A 25,400-nucleotide genomic window follows, 5' to 3' on the forward strand; every position below is an offset into this window, starting at 1 on the left:
CCCGCCATGTCTTCCATCCCTCGCATCCGCCGGGGTTGGGGGAGCTTTGCCCGGCGCGGGGCAGGCTTGCAGTAAAAGGTATCACCATGGGATTTATACTAAGACGCTTCTCCTTCTATCTGGTCGCCTTCCTGGTGGCCGCCACCATCAACTTCCTGTTGCCAAGAGCCATGCCAGGGGATCCCGTCTCCGTCATGTTCGCCCGCGCTGGCGCCATGATGGAACCCGCCGCCCTGGAAGCCCTCAAAGCCACCTTCGGCTTCGTTGACGGCCCTATCGGCACCCAATTTCTCACCTATGTGAAGAGTGTCTTCACCTGGGATCTCGGCACCTCGGTGCGTTATTACCCGCAGCCAGTGGCTGACGTACTCGGCCGTGCCATCGGCTGGACCCTGTTCCTGGTGGGCACCTCCACCATCATCAGTTTCTCTTTCGGCTCCATCGTCGGCATCTTCGCCGCCTGGTACCGGGGTGGACGCATGGACAGCATCCTCTCCCCACTCACCCTGGTGATGCAGGCCATACCGCCGGTGGTGGTCTCCCTGCTCGCCCTCTTCCTGTTCGGGGTCAGCCTCGGCTGGTTGCCCATCGGCTACGCCTACAGCCCGGAGATCAAGGCCGATTTCGGCTGGGAGCACATCAAGAGCATCATGCTGCACGCCATCATGCCGGTCGGCACTCTGGCCCTGGTGCAGGTGGGGGGCTTCCTCATCACCATGCGCAACAACATGATCAACTTGCTGGGTGAGGATTACATCACCATGGCCAAGGCCAAGGGGCTCTCCAGCAACCGGGTGATCTTCAACTACGGGGCCCGCAACGCCGTGCTGCCCAGCGTCACCGCCCTCTCCATGGCGCTCGGTTTCGTCATCGGCGGCTCCCTCATCACAGAGGTCATCTTCAACTATCCGGGCCTGGGTCTGACGCTCTATCAGGGCATACTCGCCCGCGACTACCCGCTCATCCAGGGGCAACTGCTCATCATGACCATCACCATGCTCAGCTTCAACTTCCTGGCGGACGTGCTCTACGTCTTCCTGGATCCCCGTCTGCGTACAGGAGGTAAATAAGATGCGCATGCCCACCATTCTCAAGATCCTGCTGGGAAACAAGAAGGCGGCCTTTGGGCTCGCCATCGTGGTCACCTTCGTGCTGATGGCCCTGTTTGCCCCGCTGCTCGCCAGCAATGAACCCACCAAGCGGGTCGCTCGCCCGCACCAGCCCCCCAGCGTGGAGCTGGTGATGGGATCCAGCCGCATGGGCCACGATCTCTGGTCCCAGTTCACCCACGGCGCCCGCATCTCCCTGATGGTGGGATTCGGGGCAGGTCTGCTGGTCTGCGCCCTGGCCATTGGCATCGGCATCACCGCCGGTTATTTCGGTGGCGTGGTGGACGAGTGCCTCACCTTCCTGATGAACGTGGTGCTGGTGATCCCGAACCTCCCCTTGCTACTGGTGCTCGCGAGCTTCATCGGGGAGGCGTCACCGACGGTGATTGCCCTCATCATAGGCTTCACCTCCTGGGCCTACGGCGCTCGGGTGATCCGTGCCCAGACCCTAGCGCTGCGGGAGAAAGAGTTCGTCATCGCCGCCGAGGTGCTGGGTGAACCGGCCTGGCGCATCATCCTGGTGGAAATACTGCCGAACCTCATCTCCATCATCGGGGTGAGCTTCATCGGCTCCATCATCTACGCCATCGTCACCGAGGCGACCCTGGAGTTCCTGGGGCTCGGGGATCCGACAGTGGTGAGCTGGGGCATCATGCTCTACAACGCCCAGACCTCGAGCGCCATCCTGGTGGGCGCCTGGTGGGAGATTTTGGCCCCCTGCTTCGCCATCGCCACCCTGGGCGCCGGCCTTGCCATGCTCAACTTCGCCATCGACGAGATAGCCAACCCGCAACTGCGCTCCCACAAGGGCCTGCGTCGCTGGAAGCAACTCGCCGTCCCGGTCACCGTCGCTCAGGAGAAGACAGCATGAAGCCGCAACAACCCCTGCTGTCGGTGCGCCAACTCTGCGTCGACTACATCACCGAGAGCGGCGACGTGCGCGCCGTCAACTCGGTCAGCTTTGACATCATGCCGGGGGAGGTGTTCGGCCTCGCCGGCGAGTCCGGCTGTGGCAAGTCCACGGTCGCCTTCTCGGTCGCCCGGCTGCACAAGCCGCCCGCCTACATCAGCGGCGGCGAGATCCTGTTCAAGGGCGAGAACATTTTGCACTTCGACGATGAGCGGCTGCGCAGCTACCGCTGGCGCCAGGCGAGCGTGGTGTTCCAGTCCGCCATGAACGCGCTCAACCCCGTGCTGCGCATGGAAGAGCAGTTCTGTGACGTGCTGATCGCCCACAATCCGGGGCTGACTCGCTACGAGGCGATCAAGCGCGCACAGGAGCTGCTGGAGATCGTCGACATTCACCCGAGCCGGTTGCGGGATTACCCGCACCAGTTCTCCGGCGGCATGCGCCAGCGGCTGGTGATCGCCATCGCCATGGCCCTCAACCCCGAGCTGCTGATCATGGACGAGCCGACCACGGCGCTGGACGTGGTGGTGCAGCGGGAGATCCTGCAGAAGGTCTATGCGCTCAAGGAGAAGTTCAATTTCTCCATCCTGTTCATCACCCATGATCTGTCGCTCATGGTCGAGTTCTGCGATCGCATCGGCATCATGTACGCCGGCGAACTGGTGGAAGTGGCGCCGTCCAAGTCAATCCTGACCGCGCCCCTGCACCCCTATACCAAGGGGCTCGGCAACTCCTTCCCACCCTTGCACGGCCCGAAAACCGTGCTGGAGGGGATACCCGGCACCCCGCTCAACCTGCTGGAGGTCCCGGTCGGCTGCCGCTTCCAGGCCCGCTGCTCCAAGGTGCATGAACGCTGCCGCCAGGAATACACCGCCCTCGCCGAGATAAGGCCTGGGCAACAGACCGCCTGTCATCTCTACGAGGTGGCGGAGCAACAACCGGATCTCCCGATCTATCTGGACAAGGCCGCTGGCTGTTAAGGATGTCTGTCATGCAAATCGCCCAAACCGATGCGCCTATCATCGAGGTCCAGCATCTCTACAAGGACTTCCCCGTCAACTCCAATGCCATCAAGAGTGGCAAGATGCGGGCCCTGTCCGACATCACCTTCAACCTGCACCGAGGCCGCGCCCTGGCGGTGGTGGGGGAGTCCGGCTCCGGCAAGAGCACCATCGCCAAGATCATCGCCAAGATGTACAAGCTCTCCAACGGTCGCATCCTCTATCGCGGCCGGGATCTGGAGGAGTTCAACAAGGGCACGGCCCTGCTTGACTACCGCCAGAGCGTGCAGATGGTGTGGCAAGACCCGTTCGGTTCGCTCAACCCGACCCACACCATCTACCACCACATCGCCCGCCCCCTGCTGCTGCACAGCAAGGTGCTCGACAAGAGAGACCTGCCGGAGATGGTCTACAACCTGCTGGAGAAGGTGGGGCTGACCCCGGCCAAGGCGACAGCGGCCAAGTACCCGCACCAGCTCTCCGGCGGCCAGCGCCAGCGCGTCAATATCGCCCGCAACCTGGCGGTGGAGGCCGAGGTGGTGCTGGCGGACGAGCCCACCTCCATGCTCGACGTCTCCATTCGCATCGGCATCCTCAACCTGATGGAGCAGATGAAGAACGAGCTCGGCGTCTCCATGCTCTACATCACCCACGACATCGCCACCGCCCGCTATGTGGCGGAAGATCTCGCGGTCATGTACGTGGGCCACATGGTGGAGTGGGGCGAGGTGGACGAGATCCTGCACCACCCTCAGCACCCCTACACCCAGCTGCTCATCTCGGCGGTGCCGGATCCCGAAAAGAGCATCCACGCCGAGCTGGAGGGGGGCCGCAAGGGGGAGATCCCGCTGTGGACGCCGGAATCCCGCGGCTGCCCCTTCGCCGGCCGCTGCCACCAGGCCATGGCCCGCTGCAAGGAGAGCCTGCCGCCGGTGACCAAGCTCGCCGACAACCACTTCGTGCGCTGCTACCTGCACGAATAAGCGGCGCCGGTACGGCCTTGCCTTGGCGGCCCGCAGCACTTCATCCAGGGCCTCCTCGCGAGGCCCGCTCATTGCCTCACCCAGACCAGGGAGTAAGCGTTTGATGGAACTCTTGATCAATCAGGTGGGTTACGATTGTGACGGACACAAGGTGGCCCTGCTGCAAGGCGCCGCCCATGCCGAGATCAGCGGTCAGCTCAGGCTGATCCGGCTGGACGATGGCCAGATCCTGTTCGAGGCGCCGCTGCAGGCCGCAGGCCAGGTGCCGGGTTGGCAGGGCCGCGCCTTCTGGCGCGCCGATTTCAGCGCCTTCAAGGAGCCGGGTCACTACCGGCTGGAGGCCATCACCACCTCTGGCGAGCGCGATGCGCCGCCATCGGTCACCCGCTCCGCCCGCTTCGCCATCGGCCCCGAGCTGCTCAGTCGCACCTGCCTCTCCGATGTGATCCACTACTTCAAGGGCCAGCGCGCCAGCGGCGCCTTCGATCGCGCCGACCGCAATGCCCGGCTGTTTGGCAGCGAGCAACGGCGAGATGTGCACGGCGGCTGGTTCGACGCCAGCGGCGACATGAGCAAGTACTTGAGCCACCTCTCCTACGCCAACTACCTCAACCCCCAGCAGACCCCCATGGTGGTCTGGGCCCTGCTCAAGTGCCGGGAGCTGCTCTCTACGCGCACCGACATCGACAGCCTGAACCTGGGCAAGCGGCTCAATGACGAGGCACTGCACGGCGCCGACTTCCTCTGCCGGATGCAAGACGAGTCGGGCTTCTTCTACATGACCCTGTTCGACAAGTGGAGCAAGGACCCCGAACAGCGTGAGCTGTGCGCCTACGCCACCCAGCAAGGACTCAAATCCAAGGACTGGCAGGCTGGCTTCCGGCAAGGGGGGGGCATGGCCATCGCCGCCCTGGCCCGCGCCGCCCGCGAATCCACCACAGGTGACTTCGATGCCAGCCGCTATGCCGGTGCCGCCAGCAGCGGCTACCTGCACCTGCGCGAGCACAACCTCGCCTACCTGGATGACGGGGTCGAGAACATCATCGACGACTACTGCGCCCTGCTCGCCGCCGTCGAGCTGACTCGGACTCTCGGCAATGAGTGGCTGACCGAGGCCAGGGACAGGGCAAACCGGCTCTGTGCCCGCCAGCGCATCCACCCGGAGCTCGGCCACCATTGGTCCGCCAACGACGACGGCAGCCGCCCCTACTACCACGCCGCCGAGGCGGGTCTGCCGGTGCTGGCGTTGATCGAATATCTGCACATCGAGCCGGATCCGGCGCGCCAGGCCAGCACGCTGCGGGTGGTTCAGCAGGCGCTCGCCGCCGATCTGGCCCTCGCCGCCCGGGCGGGCAATCCCTTCGCCCTCGCCCGCCAGTATGTGAAGGGGGTGGACGAAGCCCCCAGGGTCAGCTTCTTCATCCCCCACCACAACGAATCTGGTTACTGGTGGCAGGGAGAGAACGCCCGGCTAGCCTCCCTGGCGGCCATGACATTTTCAGCCGCAAAGCTGCTGCCACAACAGAACAAACCGCTACTGGCCTTCGGCCAGCGCCAGCTCGACTGGATTTTGGGGCAGAACCCCTTCAATGCCTGCATGCTGGCGGGACACGGCATCAACAACCCAAGCTACACCGCCGGTTACCCCAACGCCCTCGGCGGGATCTGCAACGGCATCACCGCCGGTTTCGATGATGAGGCGGACATCGCCTTCATCCCCGAGCAGTACAAGGACCGGCTGGATCAGAACTGGCGCTGGGGGGAACAGTGGATCCCACACGCGGCCTGGTTCGCCCTGGCCATCTGCTGGCAAAGCGCCCCCGGAGGCTCCCATGATTGAGTACTGGGTTGGCGTGGACGGCGGTGGCACCCATAGCCGCGCCCGCATTCGTGACAGGGCCGGGAAAGTGCTGGGGGAAGGCCGGGCGGCGGGCTCCAATCTGGAGCTTGGCATCGCACTGGCCCACGGCAATGTGCTGGCCGCCATCGACCAGGCCCGCATCGCGGCAGGCTTGCCCAGGGAGTGCGAGCAGCAGATGGGGGTCGGTCTGGCGCTAGCCTCCGCCGAGCTGGCCGATTGCTATCAGGCCCTGCTGGCCATGCCCTTCCCCTTCGCGAGCGTGCGGCTCACCTCGGATGCCTTCGGTGCCTGCCTCGGCGCCTTCGGTGGCCGGGAGGGCGCCATCCTCATCGCCGGCACCGGCTCGGCCGGGCTCATCTACCGGGACGGCCAGCTGCGTGCCTGCTCCGGCCGCGGCTTCCCCATCTCGGATCTCGGCAGCGGCGCCTGGCTGGGGCTGCGCGCCATCCAGCAGGCGCTGCTCTGCCACGACGGCGTCCTGCCCCCCAGCACGCTCGCCATTCGCTTGCTCGATCACTTCAAGCGGGATCAGGCCGAGGTGGTGCGCTGGGCGGCCAAGGCCATTCCGGCCGACTATGGCCGCTTCGCCCCCTGGGTGTTCGACGCCGCCGGCGACGGTGACGAGCTCGCCTGCCAGCTGCTGGATGAGACCTGCGCCCAGTTGCAGACCCTGCTGACGGGGATGCAGCAGCTGGGGGCCAGACAGATTGCCCTGCTGGGCGGGGTCGGCACGCGCCTGGCTCCACGCCTGGCCCACCTCAACCTGGTTCCCCCCAAGGCCGATGCCCTTGAGGGCGCCATCCTGTTCGCTCAATCAGAGGAATTTCCATGTCTGCACCCCTGATCCACACCCAGATCGACCGACGTGACGGTGATGATGTCTGGTTCAACTTCACCCTGAGCCAGTTGCCGGACACGGCCTGGAAGCTGCACTTCTGCCTGGCTCGCCACATAGACCCCAGCTCGGTCGAAGGCGGCGAGCTGGAGCGCCAGAGCGGCAGCTACAAGGTGCTTGTCCCCCTGGCTGGCGCCAGCGAGCTGCGCTTCTGCTGCCGCAACACCCCCATCAAGCGCCTCTCAGACCTCCCTCAGGGCTTCTTCCTGAGCCTGACCGAGCACGGCGGCGCTCCCCAGCTGCTGCCGGTGAGCCTGGCCAATCAGGATCTCAACCTGCCATCCCCCCCGCCCGCGGGCCCTGAGCTGCCCGAGGTGGAGCCGGCCAACGGCATAGTGCCCCAACCGGCCCATCAGGTGCTGACCGATGGCAACTTCCGGCTGGCGGAGCGGGCCCATGTCAGCGGCCCGGGTTCGCTGACCGCCCTGCTTGCCCACTTCAACGAGCTGACGGGGCTGGCGCTCAGCCAGGATCACGACGCCGAGATCCACCTGGTCGAGGCTCCCCTCGCCCCCGAGGCCTATCGCCTCTCCATCACGCCGCTGGAGATCCGCATCCAGGCGGCGGGCGAAGCCGGCTGGCGCCACGGGCTGGTGAGTCTGGCCCAGTGGGCGCTGCAACACGGGGAGAGCCTGCCCTGCCTCGAGCTGACGGATGCGCCGCGCTTCGGTTTTCGCGGCATCTTCCTCGACTGCGCCCGCCACTTCCATTCCATCGCCACCATCAAGCGCCTGCTCAAGCAGATGAGCCTCTACAAGTTCAACCGCTTCCACTGGCACCTGACCGATGACGAGGGCTGGCGCCTCGAGATCAAGGCCTTCCCGCAGCTGACCGAGGTGGGCGCCTGGCGTGGCCACGGCCTGGCGGTGGACCCCCAGCTCAGCGGTGGGGCCGAGCCTTATGGCGGTTACTACACCCAGAGCGAGGTGCGCGAGCTGGTAGCCTACGCCGCCGGGCTCGGTATCAGCGTCATCCCGGAAATAGACATCCCGGGTCACTGCCACGCGGCCATCAAGGCGCTGCCGGCGCTGCTGCGGGAAGAGGCGGATCACTCCCGCTACCTGTCGGTGCAGTATTTTGACGACAACGTGCTCAACCCCGCCCTGCCCGGCACCTATGCGTTTCTCGAGGCGGTGCTTGACGAGGTGTGCGCGCTCTTCCCGGGGCCGCAGATCCACATGGGGGGAGACGAGGTCCCCACCGGCGTCTGGACCGACAGCCCCGCCTGCCAGCAGCTGATGCAGCGAGAGGGGTATCAGGATTGCCGCGAGCTGCAGGGGCACCTGCTGCGCCACTGCCAGCAGTATCTGGCCGCCAGGGGCAAGCAGATGCTGGGCTGGGAGGAGATACTGCACGGCGACAAGGTGAGCCGGGATGCCGCCATCGTCGCCTGGACCAGCTTCCAGGCCGGGCTGGATGCCGCGAGCCAGGGCTACCCCGTGGTGATGGCGCCGGCCCAGCAGCTCTACCTGGATCAGGCCTACAACCAGGACATTCACGAACCTGGTCTCTACTGGGCCGGGCCGGTCAGTTTGGAGCAGGTCTATGCCTGCGATCCGGCCCCCCTCGATTTCCATGCCAACGATAACATCCTGGGGGTGCTGAGCCCCTTATGGTCGGAACTGGTGACCTCTCGTGACCGTCTCGACTATATGTTGTTCCCGCGCCTGCTGGCCACGGCAGAGGTGGCCTGGAGCGCCCCCGCTCGCAAGGAGTGGGTGCACTTCGCCGCCCGTCTGCCCGGTCAGCTGCAGATCCTCGATCAGTTGCAGGTGCGTTATCGGGTGCCGCAGAGGTAGTGTTATCTTTCTCTTTTTGGCGACCTTTTGGTCGCCTTTTTTTTACCACCAATCAACAAAAACCCAACCTAAGCCCTACTTTTCATCCGCCTTTGTTGGCAAAATAGGGCCCGAGATGAAGCCGACAAGGCACCAGGTCAGGTTTTCATCCTCCCAATCACAATAACAATCAGCATGAACATCGGAGCTTATCCTTATGGCCCGCAGAGACGTCCAGACACTGGACAGCGAAGTGGAGTTTCCTGCCGACGTACAACTCGTGTCGACCACGGACCTGCGCGGCGTCATCACCTACGCCAACCCCGCCTTCTGCCGCATCGCCGGCTACCAGGTCGATGAACTGGTCGGCCAGAACCACAACCTGGTGCGGCACCCCGACATGCCCAAGGCCGCCTTCGCCGATCTCTGGGATCGTCTCAAGGAGGGCAACCCCTGGCGCGGCATAGTGAAGAATCGCTGCAAGGATGGCCGCCACTACTGGGTCGACGCCTATGTGACCCCCATCTACGAACAGGGGAAGATCAGCGGCTACCAGTCGGTGCGCTGCAAGCCGGATCCCCAGCTCAAGCAGGTCGCCAACCAGACCTATCAGGCCCTGCTCAAGGTCGAGCGAGGGGGCGCCAGCAAGCTGCCCCCCCTGCGGCGCTACAGAGTGGCGGCGCTCTGCCTGCTCCTACCGGGGCTGCTCGGGTGGGCGTTCCACGCCCACGGCGCCATGACGGCGCTGTTGATGCTGCTGCCCCTGCTGCTGGTCACCGGCATCTACTGGCGCGAGCTCATCTCCCTGCCGCGCTATCTCAAGCAACTCGGCCAGCAATACGACAGCCTGACCCGGCTGGTCTATTCCGGGGATGCCCCCGGCGCCATCGCCGATTTTCACCTGAAGATGCTGCAGGCCCGCATCCGCACCGTGCTGGGTCGGGTCAACGACGCCACCCACCCCTTGCAGACCCTGGCGAGCGACTTGAAGGACTCCTCCCATCAGGCCTTCCTCGACATCAACGAGCAGGATGCCCAGACCCAACAGATGGCCGCCGCCATGACCCAGATGGCCAGCACGGCCCACGAGATAGCACGCAACATCCAGGACACCAACGGCCAGGTGACGGAGGCGCGCAGCAGCTGTCAGCACACGGTGCAGCAGCTGGATCAGACCGGGCAGCAGATGGAACAACTGGCAAAGCAGGCCGAGCAGGCCTTCCACTCCGCGGTGGAGCTCGCCAGCGAGTCGGAGCGGATCGGCAGCGTCATGGGGGAAATTCAGGGCATCGCCGAGCAGACCAACCTGCTGGCGCTGAACGCCGCCATCGAGGCGGCCCGCGCCGGCGAGCAGGGCCGGGGCTTTGCGGTGGTGGCGGACGAGGTGCGTACCCTGTCGACCCGCACCCACAAGGCGACCGAGCAGATCCAGGGCAGCATCCATCAGATCCAGCAGACCCTGGGACGCTGGCAGGGGATGATGCAGGACAACCTGGCACAGACCCGCGAGTGCGCCGAGATGACCCGCCAGGGCTCGGGCAACCTGCACCTGGTGCTGGGGGAGATAGAGCAGGTCACCGAGTTCTCCACCCAGATAGCGGCCGCCGCCGAGCAGCAGCAGGCGGTGGTGGAGGAGATCAGCCGCAACATTCACCAGATCTCCCAGTACTCCCGCGCCAACAGCCAGAAGATGCAGGCGGTGGACGACTCCAGTCAGGAGTTGCTCAGACGCACCAGCGAGCTCAGGGGCCTAAGCCAGACCTTCGGCTGATGCCTTCCCCTGATACGACAGAAGCGCCACAATGGCGCTTCTGTTCTTTAAGGGATGACCGACCCATGATGATGGATCCCCCCAAGACCGGCCTGAACAAGGTGGCGCGCATCGAGGCCATTCTGGCCCTGATCCCGGCGGGCCGGGTGGTGAGCTATGGCCAGGTCGCCGATCTGGCGGGCCTGCCCGGCCGCGCACGTCTGGTGGGCAAGGTGCTGAGAGAGACCGACAAGACGCTGCCCTGGCACCGGGTGCTGGGAGCCGGCGGCACCATCTCCCTGCCAAAGGGCTCGGTGGGCTTCGATAGACAGACGGGGTTATTGCAGGAGGAGGGGGTGCCGGTGATCGGCGGAAGGGTCAAGATGCGGGAGTGGCAGTGGCAGCCCGACCTGGCCGAGCTGCTGTTTCTGATCCCGTTCTAGGGGTTGTCGCTCTATTCACTGAGGAGCGGGCCCAGGATCTCGTCGCTGCGCACCTGTACCGGGATGGTTTCATCTTCCCGCTGCAGCAGCACCAGCAGACTCTGTTTGTCCACTTCCAGCACGTAGGCCGTTCCCTCCCTGGTCAGGCAGGTCATGCCTGGCCGGATTTCATGTATCTCCATGACAACCTCCGTGTCTTGCGCTGCCATCCATGCAGCCTCTTCAGTATATCGTCATCTCCCAATAAAAAGGCCCCTGTGCGGGGCCTCTTTCATCATTGTGTGAGCAATGGCGCGATCAGGATTTCTTGGCCTTGGCCAGGCTCTCCTGCCATTTTCCGTTGTCGTAGTGGGCCGTCCAGCCCGTCGCCTTGCCGTTGACCTCGGTCATCACGTACTGCTCCTTGGTCTTGCGACTGAAGCGCACCACGGAGGCGTTACCGTCAGGATCTGACGCCGGTGCATCGGCCAGGTACTGATGCTTGGGCGAGAGCCGGTCGCGGAAGCGCTTGAGCTCTTCAACCAGCGGCGCACGAGTCTCACGGGATTTCGGGAAGTTGCTGGCGGCGAGGAACAGACCGGCAGCACCGTCACGGAGCACGAAGTGGGCGTCGGACTGGGTGCATTTGAGCTCTGGCAACGGCACCGGATCTTCCTTCGGCGGCGCTATATCACCGTTTTTCAGGATCTTGCGGGTGTTCTTGCAGGTCTCGTTGGTGCAACCCATGTACTTGCCGAAGCGGCCGTTCTTGAGCTGCATCTCGGATCCGCAGCGATCGCAATCGATGCTCGGCCCTTCGTAGCCCTTGAGCTTGAACTGGCCCTGCTCGATCTCGTAGCCTTCACAGTCCGGGTTGCGACCACAGACGTGCAGCTTGCGGCTGTCGTCGATGATGTAGGCATCCATGGCGGTGCCGCAGATGCCGCAGCGGTGCTTGGCGCGCAGCGCCTCGGTTTCGGCCTCGTCACCGTCGGTGGCGGAGACGAACTCGTCGGCACTGACCAGGTTGATGGTCTTCTTGCAGCGCTCTTTCGGCGGCAGGGCATAGCCGGAGCAGCCGAGGAAGACGCCGGTGGTGGCGGTGCGAATGCCCATCTTGCGGCCACAATCCGGGCAGTCGATGTCGGTCTGCACCATCTGGTTGGCACGCATGCCCCCCTCTTCCGCCGGCTTGTCGGCCTGCGCCAGCTCCTGGGTAAACTCGGCGTAGAAGGCGTCCAGCACCTTCTTCCACTCCAGGCTGCCCTCGGCGATGCCATCGAGCTTGTCTTCCATCTTGGCGGTGAACTCGTAGTTCATCAGCTCGACGAAGTTTTCCACCAGACGGTCGGTGACGATCTCTCCCATCTTCTCGGCGAAGAAGCGGCGGCTCTCGACCCGCACATAGCCGCGATCGACGATGGTGGAGATGATGGAGGCATAGGTCGAAGGACGGCCGATGCCGCGCTTCTCCAGCTCACGTACCAGCGCCGCTTCGGTGAAGCGAGCGGGCGGCTTGGTGAAGTGCTGACGAGGATCCAGCTTGACCAGTTTCAGGATCTCGCCAACGGTGACCGCCGGCAGCTGGGTGTCTTCCCCCTTGCGCCCCATGGGCGGCAGGGCCTTGGTCCAACCGGCGAAGCGCAGGGTGCGGCCACGGGCCTTGAGCTCGAACTCACCGGCCTTGACGGTCAGGGTGGAGGAGTCGTACTGAGCCGGGGTCATCTGACAGGCGACAAACTGACGCCAGATGAGGTCATAGAGCCGCATGGCGTCCGGCTCCATGCCTTCCAGCATCTCGGCGGTGACCAGCACGCTGGAGGGACGGATCGCCTCGTGAGCCTCCTGGGCGCCGGCTTTGGAACCATAGAGGGTCGGCTCCGCGGGCAGATAGGCCGCGCCATACTGCTCGCCGATGTATTCCCGCACCGCCTCGACCGCCTCTTTGCTGAGGTTGGTGGAGTCGGTACGCATATAGGTGATGTAACCCGCTTCATAGAGGCGCTGGGCCATCATCATGGTCTTCTTCACCCCGAAGCTCAGACGGGTAGACGCCGCCTGCTGCAGGGTGGAGGTGATGAAGGGCGCGGACGGCTTGGAGCCGGTCGGCTTGTCTTCCCGGTTCACTACCTTGTAGTCAACCCCTTCCAGGGCGGCGACGGCGGCGAAGGTCTCGGCCTGGGTGACCGGCTTGAAGTCGGCGCCGTTACGGCTGACCACTTCCATGCGCAGGGTGCTCTTGTCGCCGGTCAGCAGATCGGCGTTCAGATCCCAGAACTCCACCGGCACGAAGGCCTTGATCTCGCGCTCTTTATCGACGATGAGGCGCACCGCAACGGATTGCACCCGGCCGGCGGAGAGACCGCGGGCCAGCTTCTTCCACAAGAGCGGGGAGACCATGTAACCCACCACCCGGTCGAGGAAACGACGGGCCTGCTGGGCATTGACGCGGTGGATGTTCAGCTCGGACGGCTGGGCAAACGCCTCCTGGATCGCGGTCTTGGTGATCTCGTTGAACACCACCCGCTTGTAGCGGCTGTCGTCACCGCCGATGATCTCCCGCAGATGCCAGGCGATCGCTTCCCCTTCTCTATCCAAGTCGGTTGCGAGATAGATGGTGTCTGCCTTGGCGGCCAGACTTTGCAACTCGCTGACCACTTTTTCCTTGCCGGGCAAAATCTGGTAGTTGGCCTGCCAGCCTGCGGTCGGATTGATCCCCATCCTGGAGAACAGGGCATTGCGATCCTTGGCAGCCTTCTCGGATTCGCTGAGCTTGATGCCGCGAATGACAGGTTTTTTGGGCTCGGTACTGGCGCTGCCGCTGGTCGGCAGATCGCGAATATGACCGACGCTGGATTTCACCACGTAGTCCTTGCCCAAATATTTGTTGATGGTCTTGGCCTTGGCCGGAGACTCCACTATGACCAGTGATTTGCCCATGCTGTAACTATTATCCTCGTTGCACCCGACGGGGTTGGCGTGCGGTTTTGTGGGGCTGTATAAGAGATTTGACGCAAAAAAGCAATCATGGAGGCAAATTTGCTTGACCAGCCCGCACCGCACTCTCTCTTTATTTATTAATGCGAAGCCAGGACGCGGGAAGCAACCGCTTTTTTGTTTTTATGCTATATCACCCCCTTTTTTAGCGTTGAAATGACATAACCAGCCGCCCTCGTCACATAAAAAACCAGCTTGGTTATCAGCTTGTTACAAAGGATGAAATCTCTTTATAATGGCCGCATACCGCAGCTTTGTGCGCGGAAGGAACCGTTCCCCCTATAAAAATCGAAAGGATATCGTGATGAAGCACTTCGAGGTCAACTTCGACGGCCTGGTCGGCCCCACCCACAACTATGCCGGCCTCTCCTATGGCAACGTGGCCTCCCAGAGCAACGCCAAGGAAGCCTCCAATCCCAAGGAGGCGGCCAAGCAGGGTCTGCGCAAGATGAAGGCGCTGACCGAGCTCGGCATGGTGCAGGGGGTGCTGGCGCCTCAGGAGCGGCCCGATCTCGCGACCCTGCGTCGCCTAGGGTTCAGCGGCTCAGATGCAAGCGTCCTGGCTCAGGCAGCCAAACAGGCCCCCGCCGTGCTGGCCGCCTGCTATTCTGCCTCCAGCATGTGGACCGCCAACGCCGCCACCGTCTCGCCGAGTGCCGATACCCAGGATGGCCGCATTCACTTCACTCCCGCCAACCTGACCAACAAGTTCCACCGCTCCCTCGAGCCCGAGGTGACGGGTCGCATCCTGCGCGCCGTGTTCAACAACGATCGCCACTTCTGCCACCACCAGCACCTGCCGGAGAACGATCACTTCGGCGACGAGGGGGCCGCCAACCACACCCGGCTGTGCCGCGCCTACGGTGAGGCCGGGGTCGAGCTGTTCGTCTATGGCCGCAGCGCCTTCGATGTCTCCCAGCCCGCACCCAAACGCTACCCGGCCCGCCAGACCCTGGAGGCGAGCCAGGCCATCGCCCGCCTGCATGGCCTCGGCGACGAGAGCGCCGTCTTCATCCAGCAGAACCCGGACGTGATCGATCAGGGAGTATTCCACAACGACGTGATCGCGGTGGGCAACCAGAACGTCCTGTTCTTCCACCAGCAGGCCTTCCTCAACACCGCCTCGGCGCTGGCGGAGGTGCGTACCAAGTTCGGCGAGGGGGAGCTGCATTTCATCGAGGTGCCGACTGCCGAGGTATCGGTGCAGGATGCGGTGAAGTCCTACCTGTTCAACACCCAGATCCTGACCCTGCCCTCCGGCGAGATGGCGATCATCGCCCCCACCGAGTGCCGCGACAACCCGGCAGTCTCCGCCTATCTGAACAAGCTGACCGCCCTGGGCACGCCCATCAAGCAGATCCATTTCATGGACGTGAAGCAGAGCATGCGCAACGGCGGCGGCCCGGCCTGTCTGCGGCTGCGGGTCGCCATGAACGATGCAGAGCTCGCGGCGGTCAACCCGGCCTGCCTCATCGACGACGGCCAGTTTGCTCGTCTGGATCAGTGGGTGGAGAAACACTACCGCGACAGCCTGGCGCTGGACGATCTGCGCGATCCTTCCCTGGTGCTGGAGACCCGCTCCGCCCTGGATGAGCTGACCCAGATCCTGAAACTGGGCTCCGTCTACCCGTTCCAACGCTGAGTGTCAGTAACGGCGCAACCGTGACTTCACCATAGAAAAGGCCGGACTTAGTCCGGCCTTTTTCATTGCAACGAGCGAGCTCTGCAATCAGCGCCAGGGGCTCTGTTGCCACAGGCGGCCGATTGCCCCCTCCAGCGCCTGGGCGCCCTGCTGTCCCAGCTTCTGGGTCAGGCTCTTGGGTCTGCGATAGCTGATGCCGATCACCTTGTGGTGGCTGGACTGGGCCAGCAGGTAGTCATCGCTGGTGCAGAGGGTATCCACCAGCCCGAGCGGCTTGGCCTGGCTCGCCAGCCAATGCTCACCCGTGGTGACCTTGTCGATGTCGAGGCTGGGCCTGTGCTCGGCCACGAACGCCTTGAAGCTGTCGTGAATGGCGCCGAGCTCCTCGCGAAACTTCTCCCGCCCCAGATCGTCGTTCTCGCCGAACATGGTGATGGTGCGCTTGTACTGGCCTGCGGTGTGCATCTCGAACTCGATGTCGTGCTTTTTCAGTAGCTTGTTGAAGTTCGGCAGCTGGGCTATCACCCCGATGGAGCCGACGATGGCGAAAGGTGCCGCCAGGATCTGGTCTGCCACGCAGGCCATCATGTAACCGCCGCTCGCCGCCACCTTGTCGATGGCCACGGTGAGCTTGATGTCCCTGTCCCGCAGGCGCTGCAACTGGGAGGCCGCTAGACCATAGCCGTGCACCACACCACCGCCGGACTCGAGACGCAGCAACACCTCGTCGCCGGGCTGGGCAACGCCTATCACCGCGCTCACCTCTTCACGCAGGGAGCTCACCTCCTTGGCGTCCATGCTGCCGTGAAAATCGAGCACAAACAGTCGGCTGCGCTCATCCGTCGCCTTGGCGCGCTGCTTGTGCTGCTCCTTGCGCTGCTTCTCGAGCTGCTTGCGCTCGGCCTTACCGGCCAGCGCCGCCTGCAGCTGATGACGCCCCTGCTCCAGCTCGTCGGAGAGATCGGTCACCACCAGCTCCCCCTTGCGCGCCTTGGGGTGGCGGCTGCTTGCAACTATCAAGACGATGGCGCCTATGGCCAGCAGGAAGGTGAGGGTCTTGGCCAGAAACAGGCCGTACTCGGTCAAAAATGCCACTTGAAGCTCCACGATGAGTCGGTTTTTTCACATAGTAAGGAGTTTGACGGGATCGTGCAAAACCTCTGCCCTTCCCCTCAGGATCTCGCCCCCAATCGGCCCTACTGCCCTGTTTTATTCACATTTTTACCGTCTCATACTGGTCAAAGGCGGTACCGGCTCAGTACACTTGCCCCCTTATTGGTACCGTCCATCTGTCACGCATTTGTTAACAGGAGTCCACATGCTCGATTATCAGGCCCCCCGGGCACTGCTCAAGGACAAGGTCATTCTGGTGACGGGGGCCGGTGACGGCATTGGCCGCGAGGCGGCACTCACCTATGCGGCCCACGGCGCCACCGTGATACTGCTCGGTCGCACCAGTGCCAAGCTCGAGGCGGTCTACGACCAGATCGAGGCCGCCGGCCATCCCCTGCCCGCCATAGTGCCGGTCGACCTGAAAGGCGCGACCAAGAGTCACTACCTTGGCATGGCCGAGACCTTCGCCCAGCAGTTCGGCCGCCTCGACGGCGTGCTGTTCAATGCCGGTCTGCTCGGTACCCTGTCGCCGTTCGAACACATCCAGGAGAAGGAGTGGGACGAGGTGATGCAGGTCAACGTCAAATCCGAATTCCTGCTGACCCAGGCGCTGCTGCCGCTCATCCGCCAGACCGCCAAGGAGCACGGCGACGCCTCCATCGTCTACACCTCCTCCAGCGTGGGCCGCAAGGGCCGCGCCTACTGGGGCACCTATGCCATCTCCAAGTTCGCCATCGAGGGCATGATGGAGGTGCTGGCGGACGAGCTGGAAAATACCCGGGTGCGTGTCAATACCCTCAACCCCGGCGGCACCCGCACCAAGATGCGGGCCAGCGCCTTCCCGGGGGAAGATCCCCAGACTCTGAAGACCCCGGCCGACCTGATGCCGCTCTATCTCTATCTGATGGGCGCCGACAGCAAGGGGCAGACCGGCCAGACCTTTGTGGCCCAACCGAAAGCGGCCCAGTCTAAATAAATCAACAAACTATCCAGATAGGGTTAAATTGAAGAGGGGTGTCAGTGGCACCCTGTTGAATCCCATCGGCACCCTGACAGGTTGAACTATGTTTCGTCCCAAGAGCACGTTTGAGCAATGGCGGATCTTTCAGGCCGTGGTGGACTGTGGCGGTTACGCCCAGGCCGCCGAGGCGCTGAACAAGAGCCAATCCTCCCTCAATCATGCGGTGGCCAAGCTGCAACAGAGTCTGGGGGTGGCCCTGCTGGAGGTGCGGGGCCGCAAGGCGGTGCTGACACCGGCGGGGGAGATCTTCCTCAAGCGGGCTCGCCAGCTCAGCCAGCAGGTGGAGGAGCTGGAGAATCTGGCCAACAACCTGGAGCGACAGTGGGAGCCGCAGATCAATCTGTATGTCTCTGTGTTGCAACCCAGGGAGCGGCTCTATCGGGCGCTGGCCAACTTCTATCCCCGCAGTCGGGGTTGCCGCATCAACCTGCACGAACGGATTCACTGCCATTTCAATGCGCTGCAGGTGGGGGATCTGATGCTCTCCGAGCACCTGCCCCTGGATCGCACCGGCCTGCCCCTGGACGAGGTGTGCCTACTGCCTCTGTGCGCGGCGACCTATCCCCTCGCCAACCAGGCCGAACCCATCACCTCAGAGCAACTCGGCAGCCATAACCAGATAAGCCTGCACCCGCCCATTCACCGCTCGGTGGACTGGAACGATGCGGACGACACCGGCTGGAAGGCGACCCATTATCACGAGGTGTTCACCATGTTGCGGCTCGGCCTCGGCTACGCCTGGCTACCGCGCCACCTGGTGCGAGACGAGCTCGCCGATGGCAGCCTGGTGCAACTCAATCTCGAAGGAGGCAGCGAGCGCTACCTCTACACCTATCTGCTCACCCCCTCGGCAGATGCGCTGGGGCCCGCGGCAGAGCTGCTATTGCGCTGCCTGCGCAACGAATATCAAGACGGCAACGGCAAGTAAGCCACCGTCTCTCGATGCTTCCTCTTCCGCACAGGGCTGGCTGATCTAACGCCTCACCCTACACCTCCCGCTCACCCCCTCGGCCGATGCACTGGGGCCTGCGGCAGAGCTGCTGCGTTTCCTGCGCAACGAATACCAAGACGGCAACGGCAAGTAAGCCACCGCCTCTCGATGCTTCCTCATCCACACAGGGCTGGCTGATCTAACGCCTCGCCCTCTACCTTGCCTCCCGCTCCCCCTTAGCCGATGACACCTGGTAATCCTCACACATTGGGTACCCGCCAGCAGGCGGCCAGCGCCGCCAGCGCCAGTACGGTGGCGACCATGAAGACCCCGTGGAAACTCCAGATCTCCGCCACTGTCCCCGCGATCGCCCCCGCCATGATGGAGCCGGTGCGGATGCTATTGGCGAACAGGGTGGTCGCCACCCCGGCGCGGCCCGGCATCAGATCCTGGAAGTAGGACATGCCGATGCCCGCAACTATGCCGATAAAGATGGCGTTGAGCAGTTGCAAGCCGATCAGCGCCTGCTGGCTCGACAGTGTCACCAGCCCCACGTAGAAACCGACCCCGGCCAGCACCGCCAGCAACATCATGGGTCTCTTGCCAAAGCGTCGGGTGTAGTAGCCCGCCAGCAGCATGAAGGGGATCTCGAGCGCCGCCGCCGTGCCCATCAGTATCCCGGCCAGCTTCTCCTCCAGCCCCAGCTCACGGGTGATGTAGAGCGGCATATTGATGAGGTACATGCTGTTGCAGGTCCACATCAGGGTGGAGGCGATGAACAGCGCCCGCACCGAGGGATCCTTCCAGCTGCTGACCCGCTCCCCATCGCCGCTGGACTTGGGCAGCGGCAGGGAGGGCAACCAGCGCCAGACCACGAAGGCGCAGACGAGGTAGGCAAAGGCCGAGGCCAGATACATCACCTCGAAGCCATAACCGATGGCAAGTGCGAAGGCGGCCGGCGGCCCTATCACCCAGGCCAGGGAGAACTGGGCCCGCAGCACGGAGCTGAACATGTCGGCGCGCTTGTTGCGACTGTCGGCGTACTCCCGCGCCAAGGCAAACAGCTGGGGACTGGCGGTGGCGGTCAGGCTCGCCAGCACTACCCCGAGGCTCACCAGCAGCCAGTATTGGCGGTTCCAGGCAAACAGCAGTGAGAGCACTATGCCGGCGAAACAGCAGCGCAGGATCAGCTGCTTGCGATCCCCCTTGCTGTCGGATCTGTGGCCGAGCCACTGGCTGATGAGGATGCCGATCACGGCGTTGACCGTGTAGAACAGCCCCACCAGGAAGGGGCGCACCTGCACCTCCTCGGCGAGGAACAGGCTCAGGGTGGGCACTTGCAACGCCACCGCCACCCCGGTCATGAAGGTCACGGCGAGGAAGGAAAGAGAGACGGGGTCCGGCCTCTTGCGGGCAGCAGTCAGCAAACTCATAGAGAGATACCATTGATATGGAACAGGAAAAGGAGTCAGAGGCCGGCGGGCGTATAGCATGACGACAATTATTTTATGCCATTATCAACAGCGACCTCAAGGCTTGCGAGCCCGTCCCCGACCCCGTACATTGAAAGTCCATTGGGCCAGAACAAGGATTTCACATGTTTGATTTTGATCGGGAGATAGACCGCCGCCACACCATGAGCCTGAAATGGGACAAGTACAAGGAGCAGGATGTGCTGCCCATGTGGGTGGCCGACACCGACTTCGCCTCCCCGCCAGCCGTGATTGAGGCCCTGACCCAACGGGTGGCCCACGGCATCTTCGGCTACTCCCGTCCCTCCCCGCGCTTGATCGAACTCATCCAGACCCGGCTGCAGCAGCGCTACGACTGGACCATAGCGCCCGAGTGGATCGTCTTCCTGCCGGGCGTGGTGCCGGGTCTGAACCTGGCCTGCAAGGCCTGGAGCCAGCATGGCCGCGGCATCATCACCCCCAAGCCGGTCTACTATCCCTTCCTGCAGGCGCCGGGTTTCAACGACCGCCCCCTGCTCACCGTGCCCATGATTGAGGAGGCCGGACGCTGGGTGCTGGATCTGGAAGAACTCGAGCGTCAGGCCCCTTCGGCAGATCTGCTGCTGCTGTGCAACCCGCACAACCCGGGCGGTACCATCTTCACCCGCGAAGAGCTGCTGGCCATCGACGCCATCGCCGAGCGTCACAACCTGGTGGTCTGCTCGGACGAGATCCACTGCGATCTGCTGCTGGACAAGAACGCGCGCCACATTCCCTACGGCGCCCTCAGCCCTTCGGCGGCCGAGCGCAGCGCCGTGATGATGGCACCGAGCAAGACCTTCAACATCGCGGGCCTGTGCTGCTCCTTCGCCGTGATCCCCAATGCCAGGCTGCGGCTCAAGCTGCAACAGGCCATGCGCGGCATCAGTGCCGACGTCAACCTGCTGGGCTTCGTGGCGGCAGAGGCGGCCTACGAGGGGGGCGAGCAGTGGCTTACCGAGCAGCTCGATTATCTGACCGCCAACCTGGCTCTGATAGAGCAGGCCGTCGCCCGCTGGCCCGGCGTCAAGCTGGCGCGCCATCAGGCCACCTACCTCGCCTGGATAGACATGAGTGCCCTCGGGCTGGATGACCCCGTCGCCTTCTTCGAGCAGGCCGGTGTGGGGCTCTCTCCTGGCGCCCAGTTTGGCGATGGCCAGTTCGTGCGGCTCAACTTTGGCTGCACCAGGGCTCGCCTGGTCGAGGCCCTTGCCCGCATGGAGAAAGCCATCTTTCAGCGCTGCGCCTGACCAAGGTCGTGCAACCAAACACCGGTTGCACCAGGGCGCGCCTGGTCGAGGCGCTGGCCCGCATGGAGAAAGCCATCTTTCAGCGCTGCGTCTGACCAAGGTCGTGCGGTCAAACCCCGGCTGCACCAGGGCACGCCTGGTCGAGGCGCTTGCCCGTATGGAGAAAGCCATCTTCCAGCGCTGCGTCTGACCAAGGTCGTGCGGCCAAACGCCGGCTGCACCGGGGCACTGCTCACCGAGGCCCTTACCCGTATGGAGCAAGCCATTCGGGCTAACATCTGATATAGATGTGACTCATGACGGGATGAGCCTGGCTCATCCCATTTTTTCAGCCATTGATCCGGTTCACTATGCACCCACGAGCCCTGCGCCACCTGTTCATCCCAAGCACAAGCCTGCCCTGGCTGGCCGCCTTGCTGGCCGGCGTGCTGGCCGGCGTGCTGGCACTGCCGCTGTCGGCCGCCCCCGCCTATGTCACCATAGGCACGGGTGCGCTCAACGGCGTCTACTACCCGACCGGTGGCGCCATCTGCCGCCTGCTCAATGAAGACAACAGCCAGAATCGGCTGCACTGCACGGTGCAGAGCACCGCCGGCTCCCTCGCCAACCTGGTGGCGCTGGCCAAGGGCGACGTCCAGCTGGCGCTGATCCAGTCGGATGTCTTGTACCATGCGGCCCACGGCAGCGGCCCCTTCGCAGGCCAGGCCCCCAATGATCAGCTGCGCAGCCTGTTCCGGCTCCATCAGGAGTCGCTGACCCTGCTCGCCAGCGCCACCAGCAACATCACCACCCTGGCCGACATCGAGGGCAAGCGGGTCGATCTGGGCAGCCTGGACTCCGGGGGCAGGGCCGCCAGCCAGGCGCTGCTCGATGCCATGGGCTGGCAGGAGAGCAGCTTCGCTGTGCCGCCGGTGGCCACCCCCGGCAACCGGCTGGAGGGGCTCTGCAACGGCACTCTGGATGCCGCCTTCCTGGTCGCCGGCCACCCCAATCAGGGGATAGGGGACCTGACCGGTCGCTGCAAGGCGCGCCTCATCCCCATCGAGGGAGAGCAGATCGACAAGCTGCTCAAGCAGCACCCCTATTACCAGCGCAGCCGCATCGGTGCCAACCTCTACCCGGGTCAGGCCGGTGGCGTCAACACCTTCGCCGTCACCGCCGAGCTGGTAGCGCTGGCGAGCCTGCCCGAGACCGAGGTGCGCACCGTGCGTGACGTGCTCACCAACAACCTCAAGCAGTTCACCCGCTTGCACCCGGCGCTGACCACCCTCACCCTGGAATCCATGCTGGCGGATGACATCATCCCGCCTCACCCAGGGATGCAGGATGCGCAGCCCAGCCTGCTGCCAGAATCCCTCAGCCCCTCAGCGGCGGTGCCTACCTCGGGCCCGCTGCCCACGGACGAGTCTACAGGCGAGAGCGGGGCTCCCTCCCCGGAAGGTGCCCCCGCCACGCAATCCGAACATGCCCCTGGTGCTACCCTGCCCACCAGCTCGGCAGCCACGGCAACCGAACCGGCCGCGAATCCAGTGCTCGAAGGGGCCGCCGTGGAGCAGGGCGGCAAGCTGACGGGCACCGCCGCCCCCAGCCCCTCCGCCGTGACGAGCGGAGAGCAACCCGCCAAGGCGACCCCGCCTGCGCCGAGCGGCGCCGCACCGACTCAGGATATCGCCCCTGCCCAATGATGCAGGCGAGCCCGCAACGAGAGAGGCCACCCAAGGGTGGCCTCTCTTCATTCCGATACAGGTCATTTCTCTACTCTGCGGCCGGGCTCACGGCGTGGCACCCGGCAACGGCTCGGGGCGCTGGATCTCCTCCTCCACCCAGTGCAACAGCTGCTTGATGGCCCGCGACAACACCTGATTCTGGCGCACCACGTACCCCAGGCTGGTGGCGGGGAAGTCGGTCAGCCGGGTCACGGGGGCTGTCAGCTTGAGGCGAGGGTGCAAGGAGAAGTCCGGCACTATGGCGACCCCGAACCCTGCCTCGGCCCAGTCGAGCTGGGCGTCCACGCTGCCCACCTCCATGATGCGGCAGGGGGGCAACCCCAGGAGCGGCAAGGAGGGGTCGATCAAGGCCCGGGTGCGGGTGTCGTGCCCCAGCAGGATGAGCGTGGGCTCGTCCTGGGGATCGCTCTTGCGCTCATCCACCCCGATCCTCGCCCTGCCCTGCCAGCGCGCCAGCCCGTGGCCGAGGGCGCACCAGGTCACCTGCTGCAACTCGGTGTAAGAGAGCGGCTCGCTGCGCTTTTGCGCCATCACGAAGCCCAGATCCGCCCGGCCCGTCTTGACCAGCTCAGCCGCCTGATCCGAGGTGGTGTTGAACAGGGTGAGATCGATGCCCGGAAAAGCCTGCTTGAAGCGCTGGAACGGCTGGATCAGCAAGAGGCGCGAGAGAATGTCGCTGGCGGCGATGGCCAGCGTCCCCTGGCTGTGCTGATTGAGGGCGTTGAGATCGGACTGGCACAACTGCAGCTCGTTGATGGCGCGCTCGGCGCTTTGCAGCAATCGCTCGCCGGCCTGGGTCAGACGAAACGGACTGCGCTCGATGAGCTTGACCCGGGTCGCCTGCTCCAGGTTCTTGAGGTGCAGGCTGACGTTGGGCTGAGTCATGTGCAGTTCGGTGGCGGTCTGGCCGAAGTGTTGCAAACGGGCCAGGGTGACGAAGGTATTTAACCAGTGGATATCCAGCATGAAGACGTTCTCATCCAGCGCTGGCGCGGCTTGGCGCACCATGACACTGTGTGTGCCGATAAATTGGCCACAATTATATGACTTCCTTATTGGAATTATAAAGATAATTAATTTTTCTAATCCACCCCAGGCTCCTAGGATGAACGCCTAACGTCTTAGGAGAATGAGTCATGTCGTCTATCGTAGTCGTAGGTGCTAACTGGGGTGATGAAGGCAAAGGCCGCATCGTCGATTATCTGGCAGGTGAATCCGCCGCCAGCATCCGCTTCCAGGGCGGCAACAACGCCGGCCACACCGTGGTCAACGATCTCGGCACCTTCAAGCTGCACCAGCTGCCGAGCGGCGTCTTCAACCCGGATTGCCTGGTTGTCCTCGGCCCAGGCATGGTCATCAGCCCGGAGCCCTTGACCAAAGAGCTGGCCGAAGTGAAGGCCGCCGGCGTGACTCCCAAGCTCGCCATCTCCGATCGCGCCACCTTCTGCCTGCCGATCCACGCGCTGGAAGACACCCTGGAAGAAGTCCGTCTGGGTGACGGCGCCTATGGCTCCACCCGTCAGGGCATAGCCCCGGCTTACGGTGATCGGGTCATGAAAAAGGCAATCCTGGTGGGCTGGCTGAAACAGCCGGACGTGCTGGTCGAGCGCATTCAATTCTTTCTCGACTGGAAACTGCCGCAACTGAAAGCCCTCTACCCGAGCTTCGAGTTCAGCCAGACCGCCCAGGAAATGGCCGACTGGCTGCTGGAAGTGTCCGCCCCCTGGCGCGATGCCATCTGCAACGTCAGCGAGCCGCTCAAGGCCATCCAGGCCCAGAACGGCACCCTGCTGTTCGAAGCCCAGCTGGGCGCCGGCCGTGACCTCATCTACGGTGAGTACCCCTGGGTGACTTCTTCCCACGTTTCCGGCGCCTACGCCGGCATCGGTGGCGGCCTGCCGGCCCTGCGCCCCGAGCGCGTCATCGCCGTGGCCAAGGCGTTCAGTACCTCCGTCGGTACCGGCACCCTGATCACCGCCATGGAGAACCAGGACGAGTTCCGCAAGTTCGCCAACGAGTTCGGCGCCACCACCGGCCGTCCCCGTGACATCGGCTACTTCGACGCCGTCGCTACCAAGCAGGGTCTGGAAATTCAGGCCGCCAACGAGATCGCGCTGACCAAGCTGGACTGCCTCTCCGGGATGCCGGATCTGAAGATCTGCGTCGCCTACGAAGGTGCCAACACCGAGAACCCGATCTGGCCGCAGACCGCCGGTCTCAAGCCGGTGTACGAGTCGATGGAAGCCTGGAGCGAAGACATCTCCCACATCCGCAAGTTCGAAGACCTGCCCAAGGCTGCCCAGCACTATGTGCTGCGTATCGAAGCCCTGCTGGGCGTTCCTGTGCCCATGGTCTCCGTCGGCCCGGGTCGTGAGCAGATGATCCTGCGCTAAGCAGCACAGTCTTCTCTCTGCAAGATGTCAAAACCGGCCTCATCGAGGCCGGTTTTTTTTATCCCTCATTCTGCCCCCTCAGTCGCCCTCGGCTCACCACCAGTAAATAGTTACTAAAAATAACTTC

The 25,400-nt window shown here is 63.8% G+C and carries 20 protein-coding genes; 15 read left to right on the forward strand and 5 right to left on the reverse strand.

Features of this window, described 5'->3' with window-relative positions; genetic code table 11:
- The first annotated feature begins 86 nt into the window (after positions 1-86).
- From BN1124_RS12390 to BN1124_RS12430, 9 genes are all read left to right on the forward strand, one after another.
- Positions 87-1,070: an ABC transporter permease gene (locus tag BN1124_RS12390; RefSeq protein ID WP_042642273.1), complete on the forward strand. Its 984-nt coding sequence runs from the start codon at positions 87-89 to the stop codon at positions 1,068-1,070.
- A 1-nt stretch (position 1,071) separates the two neighbouring features.
- On the forward strand, positions 1,072-1,980 hold the full coding sequence (locus tag BN1124_RS12395) for an ABC transporter permease (RefSeq protein ID WP_042642275.1): 909 nt from the start codon (positions 1,072-1,074) through the stop codon (positions 1,978-1,980).
- A complete protein-coding gene (locus BN1124_RS12400) occupies positions 1,977-2,999 on the forward strand; it encodes an ABC transporter ATP-binding protein (RefSeq protein WP_042642277.1) in 1,023 nt (340 codons plus the stop codon). The genes BN1124_RS12395 and BN1124_RS12400 overlap by 4 nt, the downstream gene beginning before the upstream one ends.
- A gap of 11 nt (positions 3,000-3,010) precedes the next feature.
- Positions 3,011-4,003, forward strand: coding sequence for an ABC transporter ATP-binding protein (locus BN1124_RS12405; protein ID WP_042642279.1), 993 nt, complete (start codon positions 3,011-3,013; stop codon positions 4,001-4,003).
- 103 nt (positions 4,004-4,106) lie between these two features.
- A complete protein-coding gene (locus BN1124_RS12410) occupies positions 4,107-5,843 on the forward strand; it encodes a glycoside hydrolase family 9 protein (RefSeq protein WP_042642281.1) in 1,737 nt (578 codons plus the stop codon).
- Positions 5,836-6,708 carry a glucosamine kinase nucleotide-binding domain-containing protein gene (locus BN1124_RS12415; RefSeq protein WP_042642283.1) on the forward strand — a complete coding sequence of 291 codons (873 nt, stop codon included), beginning with the start codon at positions 5,836-5,838 and terminating at the stop codon, positions 6,706-6,708. The genes BN1124_RS12410 and BN1124_RS12415 overlap by 8 nt, the downstream gene beginning before the upstream one ends.
- On the forward strand, positions 6,693-8,558 hold the full coding sequence (locus tag BN1124_RS12420) for a beta-N-acetylhexosaminidase (protein ID WP_042642285.1): 1,866 nt from the start codon (positions 6,693-6,695) through the stop codon (positions 8,556-8,558). Before BN1124_RS12415 ends, BN1124_RS12420 begins: the two co-directional genes overlap by 16 nt.
- Before the next feature lie 196 nt (positions 8,559-8,754).
- Positions 8,755-10,308 (forward strand): methyl-accepting chemotaxis protein, encoded by a 1,554-nt coding sequence (locus tag BN1124_RS12425; RefSeq protein WP_042642287.1) that lies wholly within the window; start codon positions 8,755-8,757, stop codon positions 10,306-10,308.
- Positions 10,309-10,379: 71 nt separating this feature from the next.
- Positions 10,380-10,730: an MGMT family protein gene (locus BN1124_RS12430; protein WP_378052617.1), complete on the forward strand. Its 351-nt coding sequence runs from the start codon at positions 10,380-10,382 to the stop codon at positions 10,728-10,730.
- A gap of 11 nt (positions 10,731-10,741) precedes the next feature.
- On the opposite strand, the gene BN1124_RS21575 is transcribed toward BN1124_RS12430, so the two are convergent.
- Positions 10,742-10,912: a hypothetical protein gene (locus BN1124_RS21575; protein ID WP_197066208.1), complete on the reverse strand. Its 171-nt coding sequence runs from the start codon at positions 10,910-10,912 to the stop codon at positions 10,742-10,744.
- A 115-nt stretch (positions 10,913-11,027) separates the two neighbouring features.
- A complete protein-coding gene (topA, locus tag BN1124_RS12435) occupies positions 11,028-13,649 on the reverse strand; it encodes a type I DNA topoisomerase (protein WP_042642291.1) in 2,622 nt (873 codons plus the stop codon).
- A gap of 361 nt (positions 13,650-14,010) precedes the next feature.
- Between topA and astB the strand changes: the two genes are divergently transcribed.
- Complete coding sequence (astB, locus tag BN1124_RS12440) at positions 14,011-15,348, forward strand: N-succinylarginine dihydrolase (RefSeq protein WP_042642293.1); 1,338 nt, start codon at positions 14,011-14,013, stop codon at positions 15,346-15,348.
- Positions 15,349-15,435: 87 nt separating this feature from the next.
- Here astB and sohB read toward each other — a convergent pair whose 3' ends face one another.
- Positions 15,436-16,443, reverse strand: coding sequence for a protease SohB (gene sohB / locus BN1124_RS12445; protein WP_042642295.1), 1,008 nt, complete (start codon positions 16,441-16,443; stop codon positions 15,436-15,438).
- A gap of 223 nt (positions 16,444-16,666) precedes the next feature.
- Between sohB and BN1124_RS12450 the strand changes: the two genes are divergently transcribed.
- Positions 16,667-17,437, forward strand: coding sequence for a YciK family oxidoreductase (locus BN1124_RS12450; protein WP_042642296.1), 771 nt, complete (start codon positions 16,667-16,669; stop codon positions 17,435-17,437).
- Positions 17,438-17,525: 88 nt separating this feature from the next.
- On the forward strand, positions 17,526-18,410 hold the full coding sequence (locus BN1124_RS12455) for a LysR family transcriptional regulator (protein ID WP_042642299.1): 885 nt from the start codon (positions 17,526-17,528) through the stop codon (positions 18,408-18,410).
- 263 nt (positions 18,411-18,673) lie between these two features.
- Here the strand turns inward: BN1124_RS12455 and BN1124_RS12460 are convergent, their stop codons facing one another.
- Positions 18,674-19,846: an MFS transporter gene (locus tag BN1124_RS12460; RefSeq protein WP_042642301.1), complete on the reverse strand. Its 1,173-nt coding sequence runs from the start codon at positions 19,844-19,846 to the stop codon at positions 18,674-18,676.
- A gap of 164 nt (positions 19,847-20,010) precedes the next feature.
- Between BN1124_RS12460 and BN1124_RS12465 the strand changes: the two genes are divergently transcribed.
- Positions 20,011-21,153 (forward strand): MalY/PatB family protein, encoded by a 1,143-nt coding sequence (locus tag BN1124_RS12465; RefSeq protein WP_042642303.1) that lies wholly within the window; start codon positions 20,011-20,013, stop codon positions 21,151-21,153.
- A 350-nt stretch (positions 21,154-21,503) separates the two neighbouring features.
- Positions 21,504-22,838 carry a TAXI family TRAP transporter solute-binding subunit gene (locus tag BN1124_RS12470; RefSeq protein ID WP_042642305.1) on the forward strand — a complete coding sequence of 445 codons (1,335 nt, stop codon included), beginning with the start codon at positions 21,504-21,506 and terminating at the stop codon, positions 22,836-22,838.
- Between the two features lie 87 nt (positions 22,839-22,925).
- On the opposite strand, the gene BN1124_RS12475 is transcribed toward BN1124_RS12470, so the two are convergent.
- Positions 22,926-23,846: a LysR family transcriptional regulator gene (locus BN1124_RS12475; protein ID WP_042642374.1), complete on the reverse strand. Its 921-nt coding sequence runs from the start codon at positions 23,844-23,846 to the stop codon at positions 22,926-22,928.
- 170 nt (positions 23,847-24,016) lie between these two features.
- On the opposite strand from BN1124_RS12475, the gene BN1124_RS12480 reads away from it, so the two are divergent.
- A complete protein-coding gene (locus BN1124_RS12480; RefSeq protein WP_042642307.1) occupies positions 24,017-25,273 on the forward strand; it encodes an adenylosuccinate synthetase in 1,257 nt (418 codons plus the stop codon).
- Positions 25,274-25,400: the final 127 nt, after the last annotated feature.

Source organism: Aeromonas eucrenophila, assembly GCF_000819865.1.
Lineage (GTDB): Bacteria > Pseudomonadota > Gammaproteobacteria > Enterobacterales > Aeromonadaceae > Aeromonas > Aeromonas eucrenophila.